Here is a 25,364-nt window from a genome sequence, read left to right as displayed (position 1 = left end):
ATTCGTGTGCAGGGGCGACAGGTTGGGCTGGGTGAGGTGCGGGGGTGCCGCGGGGCGCGCCACGCGGCCGGGAGGGCGCTCAGGCCAACACCCGGGTCGTCTTCGGGGTCTGTGGCGGCCCGGTGGCCGGGCGGCGACGCCCACAGCAACTCGCTCTGTTTCATCAATGTCTCCTATCTTGAGGCCGAGGTGATCACACCGCCATGGGCATCAGACGCCCCCCGACCTTGAGCACGGCGGCCAGCGGCAGCACCACGCCGGATCGATCCGCGCTGACGACCACGGGCTCTTCGCCGGGGGCAGGCCGCGCCACCACCCGCCACACCGCCCCCAGGCCGCCCATATAGAGGCCCCCGACTTCGTAGGGCACCCCTTCGTACAGGAAGTGCCGCGAGCGGACCGAGGTGCTCCACCCGTCCAGCGCGTTCACGCTGCGGTGGCCGGGGCGCGGCATCTGCAATCCGATGAAGTCCGGTCCCGCCGTGACGACGAGCGCAGCCCGCCGGGCGGCGTGCCGCACCTCGACCTCCTCGCCGGCGTGCTCCCACAGCGCGAGGTCTTCGGCGCTGAGCCGGACGGGGCCGCGCTCGTAGGACGGGGGCCCGGCCTCCGCTCGCAGCAGGGTGCGCCAGGGCAGGTCGGCCATGTACGTGGCGACCGGCACCGTCGTCTGAGCAGAACCTTCGGAGAAGCGCAGCAGCTGTCGCCCGTCCTCCAGCAGGTGCTCCACCAGGACGTGGTCGGAGGACTCCAGCCAGCCGCGCAGGGCGGAGGCGTCGTCGAAGGCGAGGGGTGCGGTCCAGTGCGAAGCGGCGACGGTCGTGCGGGCGACTGCGAGGGTGCGGTCTCCGCCAGCGATGGCGTGCAGCCAGCCGCGGTTGCAGTCGAGGAGCACCATGTCCAGGTGCTCCATGTCTGGCCCGGAGGGGCGGTGGGGGGCGACCTTGTCGAGGATGGCGGACAGCGCGTCCGCCTGGATCGTGAACATCATTCTCCTTGGGGTGGGTTGGGATGGTCGGTGCGCTCGGCACGCTTCTTCGCGCGCCGCTGGGCCTGGGCGATCCGCCCGGCTTCCCGGCACCACGCGCAGGCCGGTTCGCCGAGCCGGTTGTGGGCGCGGGCTCCGGCCTCAGTGCCGTGGGCGATGTACGTGCCCTGTTCGGTGAGTTCGTCGGGGTCTGCGCCCTGGCAGGTCGCGTAGATCTGGCCGTCGAGAAACAGACGGCCACCGCAGACCCCGTCGAACCGGGCCTTGCGCGGCAGGACGAGTTCGATGCACTCCGAACGGAACGGGCAGCCCTGGCACACCCGCAGCAGCAGCTGCGGCAGCTCGCCTGCGAACGCGGGCCATGTCGGTCGGATCGTGAATCGCGGGTCGCCCACGCATGGCGCTTCGCTGACCCACTCGGTGCCGCTCATCAGGTGCTCTCCGCTGGGCTGCGGCTACGCAGTCGGCGGCAGCGGCAGCAGGCGCACCAGGTCACTGGAGCCCCTGCCGTCCCCGGCGGCGTAGAGACCGTAGGTCGGCACGAGATGCCGGTCCGCGAGCTCGGGCAGCGCGAAGATCTGGGCGACGAGCCGGGTGATGGCGTCGTCGCACTCGCGCGGCCAGCGTCGGCGGGCACGGGCTTCGGAGCCGTCCTCGGTGACGCCCTCAACGACCTCGAGGACGCGCCCGCCCGCGCTGCGCCCATCCACCACGAGTGCGGTCGCCTGCGGGTGGTGTCCGCGCACAAGCTCCGCGATGCGCGCGGCGCGGTCGGGCGGCGGAAGCTCCAGCAGCCAGCTGTTGCCGTCGCTGGCGGAGTTCCGGCTGACGCACGCCCAGGCCGGGGAGTCATAGGGGGCCAGGGCCGACGCCAGGTCGAGCTCGATGTCCTCGCTTATCTCGGCCAGCGGGTGTGCCTCGTCGCTGCCGTCCCATAGCCAGGGGCACGCGCCCAGGGGGCTGGACTGCGCGCCGAGCACCCCGTTCAGGTCCAGCGTCCGGGTGTTGCCGTAGTAGGCGAACGTGACGTAGACGGCCTCCGGGCAGGCGTCGCGCAGGTAGGCGGCCAGGTGATCGAGGACGGCCAGGGCGTGCGCCTTCTCGATCTGCCTGTACTGAGCGTGCAGGTCCTCACGCTGCTGCTTGACGATGGCCAGGTGATCCGCTGCTGCGGGGGTCATGGTGCTGATTCCTTTACTTCTCGGTGGGGTCAGGCCAGAACGGGCTTGAGGCGTTCGCCGATCCAGCGGGCGACGTTGACGCTCACGGCGTTGCCGGCCTGCATGGTCTGGGCGGCCTTGGATCCGACGACCTGGTACGTCTCGGGAAACCGCTGCGCCGACAGCTGCTCGCGCGGCTGCAACATGCGGAAGAAGCAGTCGTTGATGTCCGGCGCGCTGCGCACCACGGCCGCCGAGTCACGAGTGCTCAGGGTGTGCAGAGGCTGGGCCGCGGTCTTCGGCGCGCTCTTGCGGTACGGGATGACCAGCGTGTTGCGGGCCCGGTCACGGGCCACCCCATCGGGCACCACCAGGCCGTGGTGGCGGGCCGTGCTCAGCGTGCTGAGCGGGTTGTCCACGGGAGCTGCGTCGCAGTTGTTGCGGAACTCCACGATGAACGGGGCCGGATCAACGGTGACCAGGGCTTCGCTCTCGCGGGTCATGCGGGTGCGCATGGGTGCGCCGACCGAGGTGGCCGTCTCGTTCCACGATCCGCCGACCGGCACCAGCAGGGCTTCGCCCAGCTTCGCCGTGCGCGTCGGCAACGGCCGCTCGTGCGGGGCGAACGCCCGGTCGGTGCCGTCCTTGCCGTGGGTGAGGGTGATGACGCTGGGCGCGTACGGGAACTTCTCCAGCCCGGACGCGATCCGCTTCATCGTGTTCGGCACCAGCGGCCGGGCACGGTCGCCGATGCGCTGGCCGATGTCGTCCCACATGATCACGTCAGCGGCGGGGCGCACGTACGGCTCCACCAGCGCGTGGCCGCATCGATTGTTGGGGCACCGGTAGTCGTACTGCTGCTGGTACTTGCCGACACGGACCTTGTCGTTGCGCCAGCTTTGCCGAGCGCGCACGTCCCGGCCGCACTCGACGCAGTACGCGAGCGGGCGCGGGCTGAGGTCCGGGCGGCGTACGCCGTTCAAGGTGAACACCACGTAGATCCGGTCGCGCCACTGGGGCGCGTACGGGTTGGTCTCGGAGCCGATGTGGGCGGAGGAGACCGAGACGATCTGGACGCGGTAGCCGAGCTTGCGCATGGCCCTGATCCACTCCGGGAACAGAATCCAGTCGGTGATGAACTCGGTGACGTTCTCCACCACGATGGCCGGGTACCGCTTGGCCTCAGCGGCGCGCAGCACGCACCAGGCAGTCGCGCGGGTCTGCTCGAACGCTTCCTGGGGCAGCTCCCGCCACTGTTCCTCCTCCTCGAACAAGGCGTCCTGGGTGGGGTCGGCCTGGCGCTTCTTGCCGCCGGCGGGGCTGATCTCGGTGCAGATGACGCTGGCCCACAGGATCAGCGCCTGCGGCAGCCAGCGCATGGGGTAGTTGCGGACATCGGCGCAGCGCGCCTTGGCGCCGGGGTGGTTGATCTCGAAGGTGTCGATGGCGGTCTGCCAGTGGTTGATGCCGAGGATCGGCTCGTACCCGGCTTCCTTGAGGCCGGTGGCGTCTCCGCCTGCTCCGCAGAGCAGGGATATGGCGCGGGGCACAGGGGTTGGTCTCCAAGAAGGAAGGGGCTGCCCGGCCCGGTTCAGGCCGGGCAGCCGTGGGGTCAGGACTCGTCGAAGGCGCCCAAGGCGCGGTGGTGGCGGGCGTCTTCGACGCCGAGGGCGATGAACGCCGCAAGAGCAAGGAGGCCGAACACGTCGAGGACCAGGAGGATGATCACTGGCTCTCGCCTCCCTGCGCACGGGCCGCTAAGGGGCCGGAGGCGGGGTCAGTCATGGTGCGGTGTGAGCCGCAGGAGCGTGACGTGGCGGTCGCGTTCGTAGATCGCCAACGGCTCGTGCTCCTTGTCCTGCTCCGCTGCCATCGCCAGCCGCCAGCCGTCGTGCTGGAGGTGGTGGGACCAGTCGAAGAAGCGGGCCATGGCTCCGCCCGGCGCTTCGAGGGGGCCGCTCTGGTGGTGGGTGGCGCCGTGGGGGGTGACGGTGGAGGCCGAGACCCACAGGCGGTCCGGGCTTGCGCAGGCGTCCAAGGCGTCGATGCGGGCGAACATCGGCGTGAGGCTGGTCCCGTGGTGGCCTTGCGGTCCGCCGGGGGTGGAGTCGTACAGGGCGGTGTGCACGTCAGGGTGGTCGATGCCTTGGCGCACCACTGTCCAGCCGTTCACCTCGCTGGCGTCGACGGGCAGCGAATGCGTGGAGGCGATGATCAGCTCGGTGCCGTCGCCGAGGTCGGCCCGGACGTGGTACTCGCCCCCGCACAGCTCGACGTCGGTCGTCCAGCCGTTGCGGCGCAGCGGGGTGATGACGTGGCGGTAGCCGTGGAACAGCTTCTGCCACAGCGGGTCGGTGAGGTTGTTGTGGTCGGGCAGTGCCGCGATGGTCATGTCGTTCTCCAAGAGGGGCGTTGCCGGTGGACGCCCACATCGGGCGTCCACCGATTGGAAAATGTCTCCTATCTCAGGGGACGGGTTTAGCTGTTGTTGGCCAGTTCGTGCGTCGAGTGGACTTCCACCGTCCACATCCGGCCGCCACGGGTGACGGCGATGCCGACGGGGCGGCCCTCGTGGCGGGCGAGGAACGTCGCGCCCCGCTCTAGTAGGCCGAGCGCGACGGCCAGGTCGCGCACCTCGTGGGCGGCGCAGTCGATGGAGCAGAACAGTCCCTTGCCGAGGATGGGCTCAGCCTGCGGGCCGCAGGCGACTTCGGCCACGACGATGTAGCCGATGGGGTCGAGGGTCAGGGTGTTCATGGGTTCTCCCAAGAGGTTGAGTCCGGGTGAGTTCCGAACTGGATACTTATATCTTAATCCCGTACGTCAGGGCGTCAATGTTGGCGATCACCGAAATCACCTACTTACGACGGGCGTTGGGCCCGCGCTCACGCCCCATGCGGGCCAACTCCCGCACCCGCTTGCGCGCCATCTCCTCGGCCTGCGGGTCCGACGCGGCAACGCGCCGCGCCCGCTCGGCGAAGAACTCCCGCAGCCACTGCTGCTGCGAGGCGTGCTCGCCCTGGATCGCGTCACGCCGCGCCTGCTCACGACCGGCGCGCGGGTTGGTGCCGCACCCCCGGCAGTTGCCCACCGGCTCCGGGTGCTTCGGGCAGCCGTCCGGCTGCTGTTCGTGCCCGGCCGCGGCGGGCTCCCCCGCAGCGTCCGCTGTGGGGGTAGGGGGGATAGGAAGGAAAGAGGAAGGAGAAGGAAGAGAAGGGGTTCCCCTGGGGGAACCCTCTTGGTTCCCCTGGGGGAACCCACTGGGTTCCCGTGGGGGAACCCTCCCCTCCCCGTCTTCAGGGTTCCCCTGGGGGAACCCTCCCTCGGCAGCGGCCTGCGCCGCGTCGCGTGCTTCCTCCCGCGCGGCCACATCATCTTGGGTGCGAGCCGCCGCTGACGGCCGTCTGCGATGCTCGACCTGACGTGCCAGCCGGGGGTTCTTCGGGGCACGCTGCGCCACGCGGCGCCGCTCGATCAGCTCCTCCGTAGAAGGGATCGGAGGAACACCGTCGGGAAACACCCGGTACTCGGCACGGCGGCCGACGCGCCCGACTTCCACCCGCTCGACCAGGCCGAGCCCCACCAACTCCGTCACGACCGCGATGACCTGCTTCTCGCCCACGCCGGCCCAGGCCATCATCCGCTCCAGCCCCGGCCGCGCCAGCCGCGTCTGATCGTCCGCAGAGTCCGCAATCTTCATCAGCACGAACTTCTGCGTCTGGTTGATCACCTCCTTGGGCAGATAGGCCGCCACCACCATCAACTGGATGCTCACCGGCACCTCTCCATGTCACGTGCGTTCGGGGGCGCACTGGGGTAGGGGCAGGGCCAACAACCGCCCTGCCCCTACCGGTTCGCGGCCTCAGGGGTTCTTGCGCAGGCTGACGTTGATGCTCACCGACGTGCGCCTGTCGTGGTCGAGCCGTACGGGCACGGGTATGCCCGCAGCCTTGAGCTGCGCCCTCATCGCTGAGGCGTCCGGCGCCATCGGCACCTCAAGCCCGGCCCGCCGGTACAGCGCGGCCATGGCGTCGACGTCATCGACCTTGGTGGGGTTCCCGCCGCTCCACGTCAGCACGTTGTCGCCGTAGACACCCGCATCGGAGCCATCCAGCTTGGCCCGCAGGAACTTCAACCGCTCCTTGAGCGGCTTCATCTCCGCGGTGACCTCGACGTACTCCTCCAGCGCGGCTGCCCGGTCGGCGTCGTCGTGGATGAGGATGCTCTGCGGACGGCGGCCGGCGGCGACACTGCCCCAGCAGGCCGTCTTGAACGGGCAGTGATCACAAATGGCCGACAGGCCCGGCCCCTCGAAGGTGCGCGGCAGCTCCTCCGGCGTCGCGGCTGCCCTCACCTGCTGGACCCACCACCGCGCGCCGCTGGCGCGCTCGGCGTTGAACGCCATCTCCTGGACATGGTCGTCGCCGTTGTCACGGTTGATGAACCGGAAGCGAATGCGCCCCACGTTCACCGGGCCGAGGCGGGCAAGCTGCCGCTGTCCCTCGACGTCGGCGAACCCCTCGCTGCGCAGCAGGTCCGCGTACAGCAGGACCTGGCGGATCTCGGCGTCGCTGGCCCCGTAGCGCAGGACGCTGTCCCACTGGTACGTGCTCTTGGTCTTCACGTCCTCGACGGTCGTCTCCTCCGCGGGGAGGCTGGGGCGCAGCCGCCTCGGCAGGCGCGCGGCGGTGTCGCCGTCGAGCTGGACCGCGTCGATGTGGCCCCGGATCGTCTCGTCCTCGACACGGCGCTCGATGATCCACCCGAATTCCTCTCGAGCAGCGGCCAGGATTCCGGCGTGCAGCCAGGTGCCCAGGATCGCCTTGCGCTTCTCGCCGCCGTCGGTGGGCGTGCGCCCGTGCAGGAGGTATCCGGCGCGGCGGGCACAGACGGTGTCGCTGGCTCCGATCTTGGTTTGCAAAGAGCGGGGGCGGCGCGCGTCGGCCTTGTGGGCCGCAGGCCACAGGCTGACGGGACGCTCGGCCATGATGGTCATACAGGTCTCCAGAAGAAGGCGGGGCCGCCCGCCGCGAAGCGGGCGGCACCCGTACGGATCGGGAAGGGGTCAAGAAGCGGCGCTGTCCTTGTCCGGCGCGGTCCGCTTCCGGGGAGCAGCACGCTTGCGCGGGGCCGGGGCCTCCTCGGCCTGGTCGGGCTCGGGCTCGGGTTGCTGGCGAGGCTTGGTCCGCTTCTTCGGCGCGGGCTTGCGCTCCGCCTGCTCCTGCTTGTCGGCCGGGTCCTCGGCGGGCTCGTCGGCGGTGCCGCCGCCCTTCCCGTCCTGGTCGGCGCCTTCCAGCCCTGCGGCGGCACGAAGGCGCTGGGCGGCGTCCTCGGCGACGCCGGCCACGGCCTCGGCGTCGACGTGCTCCATCTCCTCGTCCGCGTACACGCCGGACAGGTCCTGCGGGGCGGCCATCCGCAATGAACCGGCCTCGCCGCACTTGCGGAGCATGTGAGCGGGCATTTGCCGCCACATCTTCGCCACCACGTACGTGCCGCTCTTCGCGTCGTAGTACGTGGGGGCGAACTCGTCCCACTTGGCGATGAACGGGAAGCGGGCGGCACCCCGCAGGACGGTGACCTTCACGGCCGTCGGGTACGCCTTCGAGAGCCACACCTCGTGGGCTTTGCCCTCGGAGTCGTAGTAGACGGTGTCCTCGTAGGAGATGGCCTCTCCGGCCTTCGCGGCAGCCCGGTGGGCGACGGTACGGAAGCCGTCGATGCCGGTCTGGATGGTCCAGGTCTTCTCCGGCTCGTCGGGGTCCTTCTCCGCCTTCCAGTTCGTGCGCCCGATCATGTAGATCTGCCGGGCGAACGGGTCGAGGCCGGTCCGGACGCAGTAGTGGAAGAACATCGCCAGGTGACCGCGGGGAGCGGCGGACAGTCCAGGGCTGAGCAGCGCGAGCGTGCTCAGCTGCTTGTGGTCGAACTCGTCCTGGTCCGCGCGCAGAACGATGGCGCTCGTTCCGCTGGCTGGAGCGACCTTCGGGGCCGCCTCCACGACGGTGCCCTCGATGGCCTTGGCTTCGCTGGGCTGTTGGTCGTTCACTGTTCTTTCTCCAAGAGGATCGGTTCAGTCGGTGCGCAGCGCGCGCACCTCGAAGGCAGGGGTCCACTCCGGGTGCCGCTCGATGAGCAGGCGGACATACCGGGAGCGGAAGTTGTTGTTCAGGCGGAACTCGTCGTCGCCTTCGGTAGCGGTGGCGTAGCGCCAGCGCAGGACCTCGAAGAGCATCCCGATGCCGACGCGCCGGGCGCCGCGGGCGAGGTAGTCGGCGGTCAGGCTCTCCAGGGCCCGTAGGACCCAGGGGTTGAGCTGGTGGAACGCCTCGAACTGCGCCTGGATCGTCGCCTCGTGACCGTCGGGCTGCCGCACGGTGTGAATCACCAGGCCCGGAATCTCGTCCTGGACGACCGCCATACCTCGCCCCCTCAATGACCGATCTAAATCGTGTCTCATATCTTGAGGGACGAAGGACGGATGATCAACCCCGCTACGGGGAGGCGCGATTTCACGCCTGCGGCATCAGGCCGACACTGCGGCCTCGGCACTCTCGGCAGCTTCTTCCGCGCGCCGCTCGACGTCTTCGTTCGCGGTGACGACGTCCTGCATCATGCGGACCGCGAGGTTGGAATCCGGATTCTCGGCGACATAGACCACCAGCGCCACCTCGGCCAAGAGCAGTTCCTTCGCCTTCATCACGGCGACGACATCACCGCCGGGGGTGTGCATGATCTGCACGCGTTGCCTCCTTGCATGAGTGGGGATCGGCACCCCCGAAGGGGTATGCATATATCTTATTCCCCTACAGGCTCTACGTACAGTGTTTGCGCAGGTCAGAGGCCATTCCTGGCGTGGCGGCCACGGGTCAGGACGACGGAGCCGGGACCGTCGTAGGTGCCCGTGCGCAGGGCTTCGGCCACCGTCTCGTCGGGCTCCCACGGCAGGCTGCGGGCGCTCTCGCGGAGCGCGGGCGCGGCCTTGATCACCGTGTCCAGGAGCCACAGCCGCGATCCGGACAGCAGCCAGTCGGCCTCCGGGAAGCGCCCGGTGGCGATCGCCGTCGCGAGGTTGCCCTGCGACGGCAGGTGAAACAGCTCGATGATCTCCTGCTGTCCGACGATCGGGGGCAGTTGGTCGCGGGAGTCGGCCTCCCAGCCCTCGCCCTGCTCTGCGATGAGCCGTTCCTTGACCCGCATGTGGATCTGCTTGAACCGGGGTGTGGTGTTCCCGTAGCGGCAGGCGAAGCCCAGGGGCCAGTAGCGGACACCGGAGACGACGATGGCGGTCGCTGGGTCCAGGGTGGCCAGGCTCGGGCTAAGCCACTTCGCCACCCTCTTCGCCTCCACCCCGTAGAGGGCGGCGAACTCCTGGTGCCCGACCAGCCATGGCTTGCTCGCAGTCATCGCCCTGTCCTTCGCTCTCTCGCCTTCGCGTGCCGGTCGGAAGGGTAGCCGCGCACTGCACGGCGCCGCTCAGCACAGGGCCCTGCTACCGTGGGCAGTGGTCTTTTTCCAAGAGGACCTGAACGGCCCCCGCTCCGGCGGGGGCTGTTCTGTTTCGTCTGCGGATTCCCGTCGTGCACGCGCTACGCGGGGGCCGCGGTTTCCTCGTCGGTCTGCGTGCGTGCGACGAGCTGGGGACGTGCGGTACTGCGGTGGCGGCGAGCCTGGCGGGTGAAGCGCAGCGCGTGCACGCTCTTGCCTGTGATCTGCCGGAACCGTGCCGCGACCTCTTCCTTGCGCAGACGGCGCGAATCGACGGCGAACACCGGGCCGCTCGGCCGTGAGCCGATCAGCTCGGCCAGCACCGCGGCGGTGGCGTCAGTGATCCCCGACTCGTACATGCCGCCCTCCTTGGTGTCATGGAGGACGACGAGGCGATCAGCAAGTTCCACGTCCGGCACGTTCAGGGCGACCGCTTCGTCCAGCCGTATGTCGGATTCCGACAGAAGTTGCCACACGGCGCGGAGGGCCGGCGGGACCGACAGGTCCGCGAGTGCGGTGTCCACTTCCAAGTCGGTGACGATCAGATGCTCTGTATCCATGAAGACCCCCAGGCCGCAGGAAGACACGTATGTGCCGCCAACGCTACTGGGAGGGTCGGACAACCCCCCGTCAAGCTGGGAGGGTTCGGCTTTCAGCCCCTGACCACGGCGTACAGCGTCAGCCCCACCGCGGTGATGCTGGCGAGGACGGCGATAGTCGGCAGCGGCCACCGCCCTTTCTCCAACGACGCCACCCGCTGCTCCAGGTCCTCCACTGCCTTGTCCGTCTGGTCACTGCGCTGGACCAGCAGCGCGAGCTGCCCGTCGATCTTCGCCAGGCCGACCTCCAGCGCGCTGCGCAGCTCGGCCAGGGCCAGTGCGACCTCTCCCTCCGGCACGGCACTTCTCCTTTCCTTCGTGGCGCGGGTCAGGGGGCGGGGGTGGCCGGGTCGCGCTTGAGGGGCAGCCATGAGGCGGTGCCCGGCCGCCCGAGGACTGTGCCCAGGGTGGACTTCAGCGCCGAGAGTGCTGCGGGTATCGCGGAGACGGCGGCTGCCTGCCACGCCGACAGCGACACCAGGTCGGTGGTGCTCGAGGCGGCCATCAGGCCCAGCACGGACTGAAGGTAGGTGGCAATCGTGCGTTCGGCGACGTCGGCGAGGGCTTGCGGCATGGGGTCGGGCTTCTCCTGCTCATGCTGGTCGGGTGTCGGTTCGGCAGCGCCGGCCGGATGCGGGACGCGCAGCTTGGCCCAGGTCTCCGGGCCCGGGATGCCGTCGGCGGCAGCACCGTGGTGGCCGCACTTGATCTGCCAGGCCGCGTACGAGCGGCGGTGCGCGTCGTTCCAGACCGGGCCCGGCCGGGTCTCGTAGGAATCGCAGCCCTCGGCGACCAGCCGCTTCGCCATAGCCGCGATCACCGGCGAGGAGCGTCCGTCGCGGAAGAAGTCCTTGCCGGGGTAGGCGGCATACTTCGGCTTCGGCTTCGGCTTCGGATCGGGCTTGGGCTTGGGCTTCGGGTCAGGCTTCGGCTTGCCGGGCGGCTTGCCGTCGTCCTTGAGGTGCTTGGCGACACGGGCCCGGAAGTCGTCCATGTCGATGCCGGCGGGGTCGGGCTTGGACGGCTTCCACTCCTTGTGCCCGATGACGCTGTGCTCGTTCCATCCATGGGCACGGCAGATCGCGGCCGCGGCGCGCGCCATCGCATCCAGCTGCGCCGTGGGCCAGGGCTGCTTCCCGTTGCCGGAGTTGATGCACTCGAAGCCGTAGAAATGCCGGTTGCCGTCCGTGTCTTCCTCGTTGTCGCGCGGGAGTTTCTCCTTCTCCGCGATGACAGCGAGCAGCACGTCCGTATCGCCCATGCCTGCATGGTTTGCTCGGCCGTAGCCGACCAGGTGCACCGCGCCGGACCGGTCGATCACTCCGTGGCACAGCGGGCCGGGAAGTTCCTGGTAGCCGACGCGGCACAGGTCCACCATGTCGGCTTCGGACGAGTAGGGGCCGGTGTGGTGGATCATGACCCCGTTCATGGGGCCCCAGTTGCCGTGGGTGTTGCGGTTGTGCGTGCGCCATGTGCCGTGCTCGACGACACCGAGGCCCGCGTGCTTCAGCACGGACAGGAACTTGTCCGCGCTCAAAGGGGTTGCCACGCTCGCTTCGCCTTTCTCCCCTGCGCCGTATGGCGATGGCCGGACCCATGGGTCTGGGCCGGTCCCTCGGGGAGTTGGCTGCGAAGCGTTGGGTGGAGGGTCACCCGGTCGTCATGGTACCCAGCAGCTGATACAGCGAGCCGCGTCGTTGCTGCTGGTGGGCGCTTACTCGTCGTCGCCGTCGATGCGGCACGAGGCGCTATCGAGGCTGAGCCAGGTGGCCTTCACGCTGCCGCCGTCCTGCACCCGCAGGGTCATCCTCCCCTCGGGGCTGATGTCGAGATGGAGTTCACGGCGGTTCGCATCGGAGGCCACCGGGACGGTGCGAGGCACGGCTGGCCAGTAGCCGTCCGGCAGGAAAGCGACGACTGACTCGTCCACCGCACGTCCACCTGGCAGACCGATTCGACCGCTGAACTCCAGCGTGTCCCACAGGTTGGCGCGCATCTGCGGCGGCTGTACGGAGTCCGGAACTGCCGTGTCGCCAGTCAGCGGCAGGTCACGCCACGGCGGGTACGGCGCGCGCCGAGCCCGCTCCAGCACCGTCACCCGCCGCTCCAGTCGGGCCAGGCGGCGCGCGAGCGTGGCGATCGTGTCCGGCATCTACTTCTCCTCCGCCTCATCCGCGCTGTCGGCGGGCTTCACAGTGCGTTCCAGCTTCAGCGTCACGCGCTCGGGGGTCTCGCCCTGCCCGGGCCGTACGGTCCAGCCGATGATGCGGTTCCATCCGTCGTAGGCGGTGTGCGGCTCGTGCAGCCGGATGCGTACGTCGTCGCCGATGCGCAGCGACGAGATCGGCGCGGCCGGGTGATCGATGATCTCCAGCCCGGTGAGCGTGGGCAGGATCTGCCGCGCCAGGCGTTCGCGTCGGGTGCGCTGCTTGAGCTTGGTCTCGTCCTTCTCGCTGGTCTCCAGCTTGTGTTCCAGGCGCAGCCGCTGGTTGCGGACGCCGTCGACGGCGATCTTGCGCTTCTTGCCCTCCCCCGCTCCGAGGCCGACGACCCACTGGGCGTACTCGTCGGCATCTTTGATCACCTGGGGTTCGCCGACCACGTTGGCGCCGGTGGTGAACGTCAGGTCCTCGCGACGCCGGCCGAGCTTCGGTGCGCCGAGGATGATGCGCCGCTCGGCCCGGCGCCCGCGCCATGCCACGGTCTCGGACCACTCCAGGCCGTCATCGATGTCGGCCATCTCGTCGACGATCTCGCCGAGGTTGCGGGCATCCCAGCGGGGGATGTCGTAGGGGTCCTTCGCCGTGCCGGTCTTGGCCTGCGACTTGGTGTCGTCCACGGCGACCTCGAGGTCGCCGTCCGGCTGCTGTTGGGCGTAGGCCCACACGTCACGGATCACGGTGCACGGGTCGGCCTCGATGTAGGGGCCACGTCCGCCCAGGTTGCCGTGCAGGTCGAAGCGACGGTGCAGGTAGCTGGTGAACCCGGCGGCTTCGATGGGGAGCTTCGGGCCCTGGGGTTCCGCGCGCCAGATCAGCCCGCCCCACAGGAGCTTGGCGTCCCGCTCAGCGAGGACCACGGCGTTTCCGGCGTCGAGCATGTCGTTCAGGGGGCGGGCGAACGTCGGGCTCAGGGTGGCGCTCAGCGAGCCGGGCCCGGACATCTCGGGCCCGAACTCCACCTCGCTCAACGGCAGGTTCCAGTGCAGGACCTCGCCGGTCGCGGCGCGGGCGACGATGTAGCGGTAGTCGGGCATCGTCACACCGGGCTTTCCGTGAACTCGATGTCGGCCGTCACCGTGGTGCCCTTGGCCACCGACAGGTCGCCGTCGCCGTACTTGTCGATCTGGTTGATCTGCACAGCCAGGTGCTGGCGGGTGCCGCGGTAAGCGGGCGGCACGGCGAGGGTGTCGGCAAGCACGACGGCCGCACGGCGCGTGGTCGTGCCGTCGTCGTCCACGACGGTCGGCTTGGCGTTGCGTTCACCGAATTTGGTGCGCAGTTCGGCGTAGATGCTGCCCGCCTCCGCGCGCAAACCGGAGAGGGTGATCACAATGGTGGCCTTCGTCGCCCACGCTGGCACGTCCACGTCCCAGGCCGCATCCTTGGGCCAGGCCGCCCAGTGGCCATGCTTGCCGGGCACCTTCTCGGTGTTGTCGGGGTGCACGGTGCGCAGGGTCCGCTCGATGCGCGGGTTGGCGATCCGCCGCAGGTCCGTGATCATCTCCGCGGTGACGGCCGCGGTGTTACGGGGCAAGGTGATCCGCGCCAGCGGGATAGCGGTCATGCCACGCGGCGCAGGGGTCGCCTCGTTCCCGATGTCCTTGATCAGGTGGAAGTAGCCGATGTCCTGCGTGCGCGGGTCCCGCTCGCCCTCGAATTCAGGATCTTCGATACGCAGGACGAGCAGGTCGGTCCGGGCGAATGGTCCGGTCGGCGGCACGTCGACCACGGCGTCGCCGATGTTGCTCTGGGTGTAGGCGCCCTGCCAGGGCCCTGCACCGTGGATGAGGGCCGAGCCGTCGCCGACGCGGACGCCCGGCCCGGGTGCCTCCAGAGGCCGGACCTTCAGGTCCCCGGCTTCGGCGACGCCCTGCCGGCCGCGCGCCAGGTCGCGGATCATCAGGCGCATCGCACGCGCTGGGTGGTTGCCGCCGTGCACCATCATCGGGGGCTGGACAAGGGTCACTGCTGCTCCATTCACAGGGCGGTGTACGCCGATCGCCACGACACGTCGAGTCGGCAGGTGCCGGTGGGGTCCTCCGCGCTCCAGCCGATCTCCGAGCGGCCCGGCGGGATGGCGAACAGGTCGAGGCGCGAGGCGGGGGTGAGGTCGTTCGCGACGTTGGTCACTCCGTTGCGCAGGGCCCAGCAGGTGCCGGGCCGGGTCTCCATCTCCACCCACTCCCCGGCACGCAGCTCCAGGCCGAGTTCGAGGACGCGGCCGGTGGCGGTGTTCCAGATGCGCGGGTTGGTGACCGGGCCGTGGATGCGGATGCTGGGCCAGGCCGAGACGTTGCCGTGGTTGGTGATCCATCCGGGCCGGTCGTCGGGGTCGGCGCTGCCGCAGCCGGCGGGCGCGCACAGCGGCGCCGGGAGGCTGGGGTCGTCGTCCTTGTGGTCGGCGGCCTGGTCGAGTGCGAGCGCAAGATGGGAAGGCGTGTCGGCGTGCCAGCGCGGGTCGAGGGCTGCGAACTCGATGTCCAGGGGAATCCACCCGTTGACCGCGTTGGCGGTGCTGGTCGCCTCCATGCGGCGCAGCCGCCCGTGCAGACGGCGTATGCCGTGGCCGGGCCAGCGGCCGCGCAGCACGGCCCGCCCCTCGGGGCGGGTGCGGGCGGCCGGGTCATCGACGGCCAGCTCCAGGCGGGCGAGGAGGTCGGCGGCTGCGGTCGGATCGCCCGGGGTCTTGATGCCAGCCTCGATCCGTACGGTCCGCGGCCCGTAGAAGTCCTGGCCCGGGTGGGTGCCGTCGCCGGTCGGGTTGTCCACATCCTGTGCACGGACGCCGGGTGAGCCGAGCCCTTCGATATTGCCGATGGGTATGCGGGTGCCCTTACCGAGGACGACGCCGCCGATCTCGAACTGCCACGGGGCGAGGTCGATCGGGGCCTTGTGCTGGGTTGGTGTGCTCATCCGACTCTCCCGCCGCGTTGGGCGTTGCGCAGGTTGCGCATCATTTCCGTGCCGATCTGCTCGGGGGTTGCTGAGCTGTCGCTGACGGTGACCGGCATGGTGCCGATCAGCGGCTGCTGTTCGCGGACGACGACGACCTGGACACGCCCGCCCGCACGGGCATCGACCACCCGGCCGCGGGCACTGTCGCCGCCGGTGCGGATGTCGAAGCGGCGCACGACATCGGCCATGGCTGCTGCGCCCTTGGCGCGCTTGAACGAGCCGGCCACCACCGGCGCGTAGTCGCGACCGGTGCGGCCGGTGACGCCGCCGTTGGCGAACCACTCGACCTGGCCGCCGAAGCGTCCGACGACGTCCTCCACAACTGCCTTGCTCCGTGCGCGCTTTGCAGGGGAAAGGGGTACATATGCCTCGCCCAAAGTCTCCGGCTCACCCCATATGCGCCACGATCCAGCTGGTGCGATCTGCGCAACGTGCTGCTCACGCCGGCGCGGACGGGCAGAGCCCTCCCGGACCCCGCCGTCGGCGTAGTACTCCACGACGCCGCCGTTGGCCTGGTTGAACCCCTTGTAGTTGGGGTTCTGGATCATGTCGGGGATGCCGTTGGCGTCCTTGTCATGCGACGACGGCTTGCGGATCAGCGAGGTGAAGATCGGGATCGTCCTGCCGCGCAGCGCGTTGATGCGGCCCTGGATGTCGTCGGCCGCCTTGCGTGCTCCGCCGGTCGGGACGGTGACCTTGACGTTCTTGGAACCGGGCACCTTCTCGATCCGGAAGCCCAGCGCCTCCAACTCCTTACGCGCCTGCGCCGTTGGGGCGCGGACGGTCACGGACTTCGATCCCGGCGTCGCCCGGATCTTCGCCTGCACCGCCTCCAGGCTCTTGATCGCGGCCCCGGTCGGCGCCGACACCCGGACGTTCTTAGAGTTCGGCGTGCGGCCGAGCTTGTCGATCAGCCCGTCCAGGTTCTTCCTCGCCCCGGCGGTCGGCGCAGTGATCTTGATCTGCCGGGTGCCCGGCACCGTCTTCACGGTGAAGCCGAGGCTGCGCAGCTTCTTCTGCGCGCCATCGCTCAGCGAGTCGACCTTGATGGTCCGCTGCTTCGGCAGCCGGTGGAACTCCGCCTGGACCGCGATCAGGTTCGCGAGCGTGCTGTCCATACCCTTGGTCTGGAGCAGCAGCGACACCTTGGAGGGCAGCAGGCCGAGGCTGTCAGCGACGCCCTCGGCCTGTGTCTTGGTCAGCCCGTAGCTGCGCGCGGCCCGGATCGCCTCGGCGCGCGCCCGGCTCATCTCCCCGCGGGCCTTGGCCAGCGCCTCGGGCAGCGCCTCGCCGTTGCGCTGCGCCAGATCGTAGGTGGCCACCGAGGCGTCGGCCGCCGCGTCGGACAGGGCGGTGAGCTGGGTGTACAGCTGCTGGCCGTTGCGGGTCGTGGTGTTGAGGGTCTTGTCCTGGTTGACCAGCTGCCTGCCGCCGTAGCCCTCCTTCTGGTTGACGTTCTTGCCGCCCTCCTTCAGGTCCAGGACGGCACTGTTGACCTTCGCCTTCGCGGCCTGGAGGGAGATCTGGCCGCCCGAGAGCAGGTCGAGGGCGCTCTTGAGTGAGCGAGTGCGGGTGTCGGCGTCGGCGGTCTCATCCGCCAGGCCGCCGACGGCGCTCTTGAGCCGGTCGTAGGCGGAGGTGCCGTCGCCAGCACCTTGGGTGGCCTTGGCCAGCTCCTTGGCGTTCTTGATGGACTCGGCCATCTCGCCCTTGACGCTGCTGAGGGCGTCGGCGGCGTCCTTGTACCGCTGGCCGACGGGCGAGTAGTCCTGGACGGTGGCCTTGCCACCGGCGACGTCCTTCCACACCTTGTGGGTATCCGCGGTGGACTGGAGCTTCTTCTGCAACGCGTCCAGGGACGTGCCTTGCCCGAGGTAGGCGTCCGTCAGGGACGCAAGCGGCACTCCGGCTTCCGACATGACCTTCGTGAGCTGGCCCTGGTCGGTCTTCGTGTCGAGCAGAGCCTGCGCGGCCTGGTTGCGCACGTTGCTATCGATCTGCCCCCCGGACTCACGCAGAGCCGAGGTGAGCGAGGAGATCCGCTGCTGGTGTTCGGCCGCCGACTGTGCCGCCTTCTGCTGCCGCGCGGCGAGCACTCCAAGGCCGACCGCTACGCCCGCCATGACGACCCCGAACGGGCCGCCGAGCGCGTTGGTCACACCGCCGAGCGCCGAACGCAGGCCGGAGCCGGCCGCGCGGCTCATGCCGTTGAGGGTGCCGGTGAAGGTGGTGCCCGCGCCGTTCGCACTGCGGAACGCGGCCGTCATGTTCCCCAGGAAGCCGACGCGCGCCTGAACGGCGGCCCACGCCGCGCCGTACCTGCTCACAGACGCACCCGTGGCAGCGGCGAGGGTCTGTTGCACTCGCATCTGCTGGGCCATGCTCTGGAATCCACTGCGCGCGGGACCAGTGACCGTGTTGGCGAGACTGGTCAGACCGGGCTGCGCCCTGCGGAACAGCAGCATGGCCAGGGCCGCCGACTGAATCGGGGCAGGCAGCGCGCCGAAGGCGCTGACCAGCCCGCCCACAACGTGCCCGATCGGCACCAGGACAGCGGAAAGACCCGACACCGCGTCCATGGCCGCGTTCGCGACGGTGGCGATGATGTCGAGCGTGCCGGCCGCAGCGCCCCCGTCCTTGCCCAGGCCCGAGATTGCCGCCAGTACGGGCTCCGCGCCGTCGGCTGCGTTGCGCAGGACATCGCCGAGCGTGCGGGCGGCGTTGATCAGCAGGTTCAGGCCGGTGGCGAGGCTGTGCTCGCCGATCTCCCTGAGCGGCCCCAGCAGTCCGCGAGCCTCGTCGATCAGCCCGCCCAGGCCCGAGCCCGCCTTCGCCTTCAGCTCCGGGCCGTAGAGGATCGCGAGGTTGCGGCCGTACTCCAGCGCGGTGGTCAGGTACGGCGTCGCTCCGGCCATCCCACGCGTGAGCAGTCGGGTGACGTACTCAAGGCCGGGGGCCATGCCCTCGTACAGCGCCAGCCCGGTTTGCTTGGCCTGGGTGCGCAGCTGCGTCATCGCACCGGTCAGGCCCTGGCCGCGCGAGGCGGTGATGGAAGCAGCGGCCCCGGTCTGGCGTACCGCCACGGAGAGGGCATCGAACGACTCGGTTCCCTGGTGCGCGAGCGCCGCCGCGCCACTCAACGCTGGCTTGCCAAACGCCTTGGTGACGCCTGCGGTGAAGTCCTTCTGGGACAGGTTGTGCTCGGCCTTCGACAGCCCGTCGATGACCACGCGCAGGCCACGGAACTGTCCCTGCGCGGTCCAGGCGTCGATGCCGAGGTCCTTCAGCGCGCTCTGCATCTTCGGCGTGGGCGCGGCCAGGTTCGCGAAGATGCCCCTGAGCGATGTGCCCGCCGTCTGCCCGAGGATGCCGCTCTTGCCGAGCATGCCGACTGCGGCGGCGGTGTCCTGCAGCGAGACACCGAGCGCGTTGGCGACCGGTCCGGCGTACCGCATCGAGTAGTAGATGTCGGTGATCGAGCCGGAGGCGTTGTTCGCGGTGGCGGCCAGCGTGTCCGAGGCCCGCGAAGCCTGATCAGCACCGAGACCGTACTGGTCCATGATGTCGCCCAAGTACTTCGCCGACGTTGCGGCGTTGACGTCAGCAGCTGCGGAGAGCTGGAGCGAGGCGCGGACGGCGTCGATGGACTGGTCCGCGCGGAAGCCTGCCTTCGACAGCTCGACCATGCCCTCGGCCGCGTCCGCCGCGGTCGAACCCGGAAGGCTCAGGTCGTTGCCCAGCTCCTGCGCCATCACCGAAGCGCGCTTCATCTGTCCGGCAGTGGCGCTGGTGACCGCCCGGAACAGGTTCATCTGCTTCTGGTAGCGGTTGCCCTCTTGGACCATCTCGCCCGCACCCAGCAGCAGACTGCCGCCCGCGAGCATGTTGGTGGCGGAGACGCCGCGCTTGCCCGCGCCGGCCATGGCGCGTTGCAGCCGGGACATGGAGCGGGCGCCGTCGTCTCCGGCCGCGCGCAGGCTGGCGCGTGCGGCTGCGGCGCGGGCGGAGATCCGGTTCAGTTCGCCGACGGCCGCGCGGGTGGAGCGGTTGAGCGCGGCGAACTGGGAGGCGAGGCGAGCGCCGTTGGCGTCGAGGCGGGCGAGGGAGCGGTTGGCGGCGTCGGTGCGGTCGGCCAGGGTCCGCATCTGCCCCGAGGCAGCGCGAGTTCCCGCGATCAGGTCGCGGACCTCGGCGCGCATCGCCACGGTCAGGGTGAACCCGGCCACCGCCGTGCTCCTTACGTACGTCGTGCGGGTTGGATCAGGTGTGGTCGCGGTGCTGGTGGCGGGGAAGGAGCTGGATCTTCACGCCGTAGCCGGAGCGGTCGCCGGGGACGTGGTCGCGCTCCTGCTCGATCAGCTCGCAGCCGGGACAGCGCAGGGTGTCGGTGACGTAGGCGTGCGGGTCACCGCCGCGCCCCTGGTCCCACTCCTCCAGCCGGGTGTGGCACTCGGGGCACACCGCGCGCTGCCACTCCGCCCAGGCCAGAGCCTTCGCCCGGTCCAGCGCCGTCCACCGGCCGTCGCCGCCGAGGAGCTGGGAGTGCGGGATGCGGTACTTCTCGCACAACTCCAGCTCGGCCCTCAGCCCTGCGTCACGGCTCAGCCTTTTCCCAGGTCGACCCGGCTTTCCTGCTGGACCTGCCAGGCCGCCTCCCACAGGAGGTTGGCGTCCGGCGCCGACCAGGTGGACAGCAGCTCGGCCGCCTCGTCCTGGCTCATCCCGTCGAACGACGCCGCCGAGATCAGCGCGGCGGGGAAGGTGTCCGGGTTGAACACCGCTCCCTCCTCCGCCTGTTGCTCGGTCGGCGGGTGCGCGGCGATCAGCTCCTCGAGTACCGGGCGCGGCAGCGCCAGGAACGTCAGGAAGTCCGAGGCGTCATCCAGCTCGGCGCGCACCGTCTCGGCGGTCGCTTCCGCCTCGGCAGCGCGCTGCGCCGCCAGCTCGTCGTCCGGCGTGGCCTCGGCGATGAACCGGGCCCTCTGGGCGTCCTGTTCGGCGTCCTGGACACGCTTTCTGAGCTGGTCGTCATCGCAGACGCGGAGCTTGTTCTGCGGCCGGGCGCGGCGGCGCAGGCGGTCCATCTTGGCCGCCCACGCCCCCTCCGTCGGCGTCTCATGGGGAGGGGACGGGCGCTTGGCCGGTGCGGGGCGCGACACCGTCACTCCTCGCTGTGCTCGTGGACCGTGGCCTTGGCCGCGGCCACGACGGTGACGTCCACGTGGTCCCCGTCGTGGTCACCGTGGTCCTTGTCCTGGTCGTGGTCGTCGTCGCAGTCTTCGGACGGCTTCGGGAGGGTGTGGAACGCCTCGGGGACCACGGCGTCCAGCGACGGCTCGTCCGTGATGGTGAAGTCGACCTTGAACTTGGCCGCCTCGTTGCCGGTCGAGTACGTCGCGGCGCGGGTGGCGACCTGTACGGGGAAGACGTCGACGGAGCGGGAGCCGGGGATGTCGCCCTTGCGCAGCAGGACGACGTAGCCCTTCGCCCCCTTGGGCAGGCGCTGCTCGATTTCGTCCGAGTGGCGGTCCTCGTAGAAGGTGAGCGAGCTGTTCTCGGCCTTGTCGTTGCCCGGGATCGAGGAGTTGAACGTCGAGCCCATGTCGGGGGTCTCGATCGGGTCGTTCTCCAGCGCCCAGCCCTCGATGTCCGAGACTGCGCTCGTGAGGTCGAACCGGTTGGGCTCGCTGATCTCCTTGCGCGACGGCCACTTCGGGTCGCTGATCTGCTTGAGCCAGTAGATCTTGGAGATGCCGCGCCGCAGGAATCGGGTCTGGGTGGCAGGCTTCTTCAGGGACACAGGTCCGCTCCCACTTCTGGGGCAGCGCACCGGTGCCGAGGCCCTGCCCCTTGAGGTTCAAAGGGGGTTCGCCTGGCCTGGGGCCTAGCGTCCGCGCGGGCCTCCGCGGTGAGGAAACGTTTATGCAGCAGCGGGTGTCACGGTGATCGTGAACCGCTGCACGTAGGACACGATAGCGCCTGCCGCCGACACGGAGGGCTCGCCTCCGGAGTCGTGATCCAACTCCCGGTCGATCACGCGGGCTTGGGGAACATGCAGGTCATGGGCCCATTCGTCGTCGGTGCGGCCGACGACGCCATGGCGTACTCGGTCGGAGAGCCACTGCACTTGGTCGTCCCGTTCGCCGACCGAGGTCACCTGGTACGTCCAGGCGGCGTCCGCGTGCCAGTCCGAAAGCGGCGGCCCGCTGAACTCTCCCGGCAGCGAGTCGAGGATCGTGTACGGGGCGGGGGCGGGTTTCCAGTCGCCGGACTCGTCCCGAGTACGTGGGAGTTCGCCGATGCCGCATGGCCGGCCGGTGGTCTTCGCGATGAGGGCGGCGAGTGCCCGGGTGACGGGCAGGCGTCGCGGGGCGGTCATGGCAGGACTCCGTCCGCCAGGGCCTGGATGAAGCCGGGCTGCGTCTGCCGGAAGGCGGGCTCGACGTGCGGGAATGGCGGCTGCCGGTAGTGGCGGCCGAGGGAGTCGACACCGACGAAGCCGTACTCCAGCCGTCTCGCCTGCGGGGCGTTGGAGTACACCTCCGCCGTCACCTGCCCACCGCCGCTGTCCATTCGCACGTTCCAGGAGGCACGGTACTGGCCGGTGATCACTCGCGGACCCGGCCTGCCGGAGGCATTGCGCTGGATGCGGACGCGCAGAAGCATCGCGTGGTGCCGGGTGATGGTGCGCGTACGAGCGCGGGCGGCCGGGCCCATCCGTGCGAGCGCGGCGGCCAGCGCGATCGGGTCACGGAACGCCGTGGCGTCGGGATGCGCGTTCGGATGCGGGTTCGCAGGCGCCATCAGTCGATCACCTGCACCCGGACGATGCGCACCACGCTGTAGGTGCCGACGTTCGTGTCCGACACCCGGAAGCGGCGGCCGACCAGCTGCGGGTCACGCGGCCCACCCGGCCGTACGGATCCGGCGACACGGATCACGTCGTCGGGCCGCAACTCCGGGGCCTGCACCGGAAGTACCGCCTGGTAGTCGGTGGTCGGCGGCTCGGGCGCGACCGCACCGCTCAGCGGCCTGGTGATAGCCGGGCGGCCCAGCGGCATCACCGCGCCGAGTCCGTCCCAGATCAGCACCTCATCCGGCGCCGGCGGCACCAGCTTCCCCGTCGCCTCGTCCAGATAGTCGTCCGCGCGGCCGCCGCTGTCACGCCACGCCTCCAGCTTGTCGTCCAGGATGCGCCCGACGACCCGCCGCACCCCTTCCACATCAAACGCCACGAGCCCACTCCCCGAGCTGAGTGAGCATCGCCTGCGTCAGCGAATGCGGGCCCGTGCCCAGGTCGGGCCGGGCCAGCGTGGTCCGTTCCAGTTCCTCGGCATCAATCGCCGACAGGAACACCGCGGCGGCCGGGCCAGGGTCGGGCATATCGCCGACAGCGAGGCGGGCCAGGCCCTCGAAGGCGGTCTCGGCGTGGTCCCCGGAGTAGAGGACTACCTGTGGCGGCTCTCCCTCCCGGTGACTGACGGTGTATCCGCTCAGGGCACCCGGGTCCACCCGCTGCCCGTCGATCTCGATCGCGGCCTTCGCGCCGCGAGCGGTGATCCGCACACTGTGCAGGTTCTCGTCGTTGTTCTGATCCATTCACCCCACGCTAGAACGGCTGTCGGACAGCATCGGCGCGCGGTTACAGAGAGCTCGTATCCGGAGCCCGGGGGGGTACCGCCCCAATGCGCCTACGTGCGGTCTTGTGGCTCTGATCTTGTGAGAGTCCCGTGCTGAGTCCGCAAGTTCCAAAAGGGATCACCGGGCGGCGGGCGCGGCGGATCAGGCGGACTGTTCAACGACGGTGAGGCCGACGATGCCTTCGTACCAGCGGCTGTCCATCACGGGCACCGCCGTGGCCATGCCGAGCACCGGGGCGACCTCCGCAAGACTCACGTAGTCGTACCCCTGCTCGTCAAGCCGGTACGCCATCAACTCGCCGCTGTAGACCGGGGCCGGAAAGTGCGGCCGCTCACTGCCGTACGCCAGCAACGCCCCGAGAATCTCCGTCACCGCCCGTCCGAGACGACGGCCGCGGACATCGTCGGAACGGACCACGTCCATCACCGCCTCCCAGCGATCGGCGTACGGGCCCGTGGGGGCTGGCCATCCCGTCTCGCCGGGCACGGGGTAGTCGACGCCGTAGCGCAGCCACACGGCCAACTCGCCCTTGAGCATGTCGAGGGCCAGATCGCCAAGCGGCCGGTTGCTGCGCCCCATCAGGAGCCTCAACGACTCAGCGACCCCGGCGACGACCAAGTCCCGGTCCCCTTCCTGCAGCTCGACGCGACGGCGCCAGGTCCCGCCAGGCCACTGTTCACGCCACGCCCCGATCGCCTCGGCCCACGGCCACACGTCGGTGTACGGGTGCCGGCCGTCGTGGGCGCGCGCATACTCCTCGGCGTGCTCCTGCAACTGTGTATCCGGATCCCACGGCATCGGGCCGCCCTTTCCTCGACGTCAGCAGCAGTCTGCCCGCTTACGGCACGGCGCGGATGCCCTTCATGACACGACCGGAGACCTAGCTCAGCCCGTCGCAAGATGTAAGCCATCGGTTTTCAGGCGCCCGCGTGAAGAGCAAGGAGCAGGGTCGTACCTCCCAGAGTGATCCATGCAGTCCAGGAGGTACCGAGCAAGGATGATCAGATGGTCGGCAAGACACGTTCCCCTCGCCCTCACTACTCTGGCCTCACCGATCGGTCAGCTCATCGGCAGGAAGGGCGGTCATGGGGGCACGCACGCCGTGGTGGTACCGCATACCCACCAAGCCGCTGGGGATCGTCATCACCTGCGTCGTCGCCATCGCGATCATCGTCAGTACGCCTGACATCGCCACCGGCGGCATCGTCGCCGCAGTCCTCGCCGGCGGCTGCGCTGGCCTCCTCACGCAGTTCATTCAAGGTGTGGCGCAGGCCAGACACGACGCACGATCGCGCTAGAACCGTGTCGGACAGCTCCCCCAGCACCCGAGAGGGGCTCCACGGCGGCGGTAGGGCAGCCGTCCACGTCGGATCACGCAACGTCATGCCACCCCTGACACACGTTCGTATCACCCGGAGGTCTCAATCTGTTGTCGGTCTGATCGCGGCATACACGAGCATGTCCACGCGCTTGCCGTCGATCTCCTGATGGCTTCGAAGCAGCCCCTCGCGCTCAAATCCTGCGAGTTCAGCCGTGCGCACGGAAGCCACATTCCATGGCTCTATGTAGAGCTCGATTCGATATAGCTCCGGTATGGACCAGGCAAACCGCGTCAGCGCGATGAGCGCGTGACCCGCGACCTTGCGACCCCGGTAGCGAGGCGCGACGGAGTACCCCGCTGTAGCCCGGCCTGCGGCGATGGGTGCGAGGTACAGACCGGCCGTCCCGAGCGCCTCCTCGGTGTCCTTGTCCGCCACGCAGAAGGAGTAGCCAGTCCCGGTGCGGAGATGGCTGATCTGCCGCTCGATGTATGCGAGGGCCTCCTGGCGGCTGGCGTTGCCAGGTAGCGAGCCGGTCTTTGGCACGTATGCATCGGTCGACAGGTCCGTGAGCATACCCACATCGCGCTCCTCAAAGGCTCGGAGGCGCACGTCCCTGAATGACGGAGCGGCGGTTGGCATCACAAGCTGGGCAGGACTCACACAAGCAATCTTCCCGCATCCGGCTGACCGAGCGAAGAGCTTCGACACTCCAAACAGACCCTGTTGTGCACCTACCTGTCCGCCGTGCTGCTGCTCGGCCTGGTCCTCAACGCCACGCTGGGCTGGTCCTGGGCCGATCCGGTCGCTGCTCTGGCCATCGCCGCCGTCGCAGTCAAGGAGGGCCGCGATGCCTGGCACGGCAAGGGCTGCTGTGCCGCCCCCGCTGCGGCGGAGAAGACAGAGGGCGATACGTGCGGCTGCCAGCCCGGGTGCGACTGTTGCGGATGATGCCCCCGCTTCCCGATCAAGGACACCGGCCATCAGTCCCT

The 25,364-nt window shown here is 69.6% G+C and carries 30 protein-coding genes and 1 pseudogene; 2 read left to right on the top strand and 29 right to left on the bottom strand.

All coding sequences use genetic code 11. The annotated features are described in order from the left end of the window. Window positions 1-193 precede the first annotated feature (193 nt). The 28 genes from OG390_RS28605 to OG390_RS28470 form a co-directional block, all read right to left on the bottom strand. Window positions 194-991 (bottom strand): hypothetical protein, encoded by a 798-nt coding sequence (locus tag OG390_RS28605; RefSeq protein ID WP_406172284.1) that lies wholly within the window; start codon window positions 989-991, stop codon window positions 194-196. Then, window positions 988-1,419, bottom strand: a complete 432-nt coding sequence (locus OG390_RS28600) for a hypothetical protein (RefSeq protein WP_406172283.1) — start codon at window positions 1,417-1,419, stop codon at window positions 988-990. Before OG390_RS28600 ends, OG390_RS28605 begins: the two co-directional genes overlap by 4 nt. Window positions 1,420-1,443: 24 nt before the next feature. Then, complete coding sequence (locus OG390_RS28595) at window positions 1,444-2,169, bottom strand: hypothetical protein (RefSeq protein WP_406172281.1); 726 nt, start codon at window positions 2,167-2,169, stop codon at window positions 1,444-1,446. A 29-nt stretch (window positions 2,170-2,198) separates the two neighbouring features. Further along, the gene (locus tag OG390_RS28590; RefSeq protein WP_406172279.1) at window positions 2,199-3,698 is read right to left on the bottom strand and encodes a DNA cytosine methyltransferase; all 1,500 of its coding nucleotides are present in this window, start codon (window positions 3,696-3,698) and stop codon (window positions 2,199-2,201) included. A 227-nt stretch (window positions 3,699-3,925) separates the two neighbouring features. Beyond that, window positions 3,926-4,540: a hypothetical protein gene (locus OG390_RS28585; protein WP_406172277.1), complete on the bottom strand. Its 615-nt coding sequence runs from the start codon at window positions 4,538-4,540 to the stop codon at window positions 3,926-3,928. An 86-nt stretch (window positions 4,541-4,626) separates the two neighbouring features. After that, on the bottom strand, window positions 4,627-4,905 hold the full coding sequence (locus OG390_RS28580; RefSeq protein WP_406172275.1) for a hypothetical protein: 279 nt from the start codon (window positions 4,903-4,905) through the stop codon (window positions 4,627-4,629). A gap of 100 nt (window positions 4,906-5,005) precedes the next feature. Then, window positions 5,006-5,923, bottom strand: coding sequence for a helix-turn-helix domain-containing protein (locus tag OG390_RS28575; protein WP_406172273.1), 918 nt, complete (start codon window positions 5,921-5,923; stop codon window positions 5,006-5,008). Window positions 5,924-6,010: 87 nt separating this feature from the next. Further along, window positions 6,011-7,144, bottom strand: a complete 1,134-nt coding sequence (locus OG390_RS28570) for a PD-(D/E)XK nuclease family protein (RefSeq protein ID WP_406172271.1) — start codon at window positions 7,142-7,144, stop codon at window positions 6,011-6,013. Between the two features lie 69 nt (window positions 7,145-7,213). Continuing rightward, on the bottom strand, window positions 7,214-8,197 hold the full coding sequence (locus tag OG390_RS28565; protein WP_406172269.1) for a recombinase RecT: 984 nt from the start codon (window positions 8,195-8,197) through the stop codon (window positions 7,214-7,216). Window positions 8,198-8,221: 24 nt separating this feature from the next. Next, window positions 8,222-8,569 (bottom strand): hypothetical protein, encoded by a 348-nt coding sequence (locus OG390_RS28560; RefSeq protein ID WP_315892504.1) that lies wholly within the window; start codon window positions 8,567-8,569, stop codon window positions 8,222-8,224. Between the two features lie 105 nt (window positions 8,570-8,674). After that, window positions 8,675-8,890 (bottom strand): hypothetical protein, encoded by a 216-nt coding sequence (locus OG390_RS28555; protein WP_406172268.1) that lies wholly within the window; start codon window positions 8,888-8,890, stop codon window positions 8,675-8,677. A gap of 95 nt (window positions 8,891-8,985) precedes the next feature. Continuing rightward, entirely contained in the window at window positions 8,986-9,555 is a 570-nt protein-coding gene (locus tag OG390_RS28550) for a hypothetical protein (protein WP_406172266.1), read from the bottom strand. A 182-nt stretch (window positions 9,556-9,737) separates the two neighbouring features. Continuing rightward, window positions 9,738-10,196, bottom strand: a complete 459-nt coding sequence (locus tag OG390_RS28545; RefSeq protein WP_406172264.1) for a hypothetical protein — start codon at window positions 10,194-10,196, stop codon at window positions 9,738-9,740. Between the two features lie 92 nt (window positions 10,197-10,288). Then, the gene (locus OG390_RS28540; RefSeq protein WP_406172263.1) at window positions 10,289-10,534 is read right to left on the bottom strand and encodes a hypothetical protein; all 246 of its coding nucleotides are present in this window, start codon (window positions 10,532-10,534) and stop codon (window positions 10,289-10,291) included. A 29-nt stretch (window positions 10,535-10,563) separates the two neighbouring features. Next, window positions 10,564-11,784, bottom strand: coding sequence for a peptidoglycan-binding protein (locus tag OG390_RS28535; RefSeq protein ID WP_406172261.1), 1,221 nt, complete (start codon window positions 11,782-11,784; stop codon window positions 10,564-10,566). Between the two features lie 165 nt (window positions 11,785-11,949). Then, complete coding sequence (locus OG390_RS28530; protein WP_315892498.1) at window positions 11,950-12,387, bottom strand: hypothetical protein; 438 nt, start codon at window positions 12,385-12,387, stop codon at window positions 11,950-11,952. Continuing rightward, the gene (locus OG390_RS28525; protein WP_406172258.1) at window positions 12,388-13,497 is read right to left on the bottom strand and encodes a hypothetical protein; all 1,110 of its coding nucleotides are present in this window, start codon (window positions 13,495-13,497) and stop codon (window positions 12,388-12,390) included. Further along, on the bottom strand, window positions 13,494-14,423 hold the full coding sequence (locus tag OG390_RS28520; protein WP_406172256.1) for a hypothetical protein: 930 nt from the start codon (window positions 14,421-14,423) through the stop codon (window positions 13,494-13,496). The genes OG390_RS28525 and OG390_RS28520 overlap by 4 nt, the downstream gene beginning before the upstream one ends. Window positions 14,424-14,434: 11 nt before the next feature. Beyond that, window positions 14,435-15,370 (bottom strand): hypothetical protein, encoded by a 936-nt coding sequence (locus OG390_RS28515; RefSeq protein ID WP_406172254.1) that lies wholly within the window; start codon window positions 15,368-15,370, stop codon window positions 14,435-14,437. After that, window positions 15,367-19,638, bottom strand: coding sequence for a phage tail tape measure protein (locus OG390_RS28510; protein WP_406172253.1), 4,272 nt, complete (start codon window positions 19,636-19,638; stop codon window positions 15,367-15,369). Before OG390_RS28510 ends, OG390_RS28515 begins: the two co-directional genes overlap by 4 nt. 34 nt (window positions 19,639-19,672) lie before the next feature. Beyond that, a complete protein-coding gene (locus OG390_RS28505; protein WP_406172251.1) occupies window positions 19,673-19,981 on the bottom strand; it encodes a hypothetical protein in 309 nt (102 codons plus the stop codon). A 32-nt stretch (window positions 19,982-20,013) separates the two neighbouring features. Next, window positions 20,014-20,571, bottom strand: a complete 558-nt coding sequence (locus OG390_RS28500) for a hypothetical protein (RefSeq protein WP_406172249.1) — start codon at window positions 20,569-20,571, stop codon at window positions 20,014-20,016. A 2-nt stretch (window positions 20,572-20,573) separates the two neighbouring features. Next, a complete protein-coding gene (locus OG390_RS28495; RefSeq protein ID WP_406172247.1) occupies window positions 20,574-21,212 on the bottom strand; it encodes a hypothetical protein in 639 nt (212 codons plus the stop codon). A 120-nt stretch (window positions 21,213-21,332) separates the two neighbouring features. Continuing rightward, window positions 21,333-21,791 (bottom strand): hypothetical protein, encoded by a 459-nt coding sequence (locus OG390_RS28490; RefSeq protein ID WP_406172245.1) that lies wholly within the window; start codon window positions 21,789-21,791, stop codon window positions 21,333-21,335. Continuing rightward, on the bottom strand, window positions 21,788-22,216 hold the full coding sequence (locus OG390_RS28485; RefSeq protein WP_406172244.1) for an HK97 gp10 family phage protein: 429 nt from the start codon (window positions 22,214-22,216) through the stop codon (window positions 21,788-21,790). Before OG390_RS28485 ends, OG390_RS28490 begins: the two co-directional genes overlap by 4 nt. Next, window positions 22,216-22,647 (bottom strand): DUF6093 family protein, encoded by a 432-nt coding sequence (locus tag OG390_RS28480; protein WP_406172242.1) that lies wholly within the window; start codon window positions 22,645-22,647, stop codon window positions 22,216-22,218. The genes OG390_RS28485 and OG390_RS28480 overlap by 1 nt, the downstream gene beginning before the upstream one ends. Continuing rightward, entirely contained in the window at window positions 22,637-23,011 is a 375-nt protein-coding gene (locus OG390_RS28475) for a hypothetical protein (protein ID WP_406172240.1), read from the bottom strand. Before OG390_RS28475 ends, OG390_RS28480 begins: the two co-directional genes overlap by 11 nt. Window positions 23,012-23,194: 183 nt before the next feature. Beyond that, window positions 23,195-23,851 carry a hypothetical protein gene (locus OG390_RS28470; RefSeq protein ID WP_406172238.1) on the bottom strand — a complete coding sequence of 219 codons (657 nt, stop codon included), beginning with the start codon at window positions 23,849-23,851 and terminating at the stop codon, window positions 23,195-23,197. Between the two features lie 287 nt (window positions 23,852-24,138). Here OG390_RS28470 and OG390_RS28465 point away from each other — a divergent pair, with 287 nt between their 5' ends. Beyond that, on the top strand, window positions 24,139-24,351 hold the full coding sequence (locus tag OG390_RS28465) for a hypothetical protein (protein ID WP_406172237.1): 213 nt from the start codon (window positions 24,139-24,141) through the stop codon (window positions 24,349-24,351). A 123-nt stretch (window positions 24,352-24,474) separates the two neighbouring features. Here OG390_RS28465 and OG390_RS28460 read toward each other — a convergent pair whose 3' ends face one another. Then, a complete protein-coding gene (locus OG390_RS28460) occupies window positions 24,475-25,014 on the bottom strand; it encodes a GNAT family N-acetyltransferase (protein ID WP_406177894.1) in 540 nt (179 codons plus the stop codon). A gap of 69 nt (window positions 25,015-25,083) precedes the next feature. Between OG390_RS28460 and OG390_RS28455 the strand changes: the two are divergent. Then, a pseudogene (locus OG390_RS28455) lies at window positions 25,084-25,323 on the top strand (cation transporter); the annotation flags it as partial. Window positions 25,324-25,364: the final 41 nt, after the last annotated feature.

It is taken from the genome of Streptomyces sp. NBC_00996, from assembly GCF_045162675.1.
In the GTDB taxonomy this organism is placed as follows: domain Bacteria; phylum Actinomycetota; class Actinomycetes; order Streptomycetales; family Streptomycetaceae; genus Streptomyces.
The sequence above is the reverse complement of the archived record's forward strand: the minus strand, read 5'-3'. Positions and strand labels throughout refer to the sequence as shown.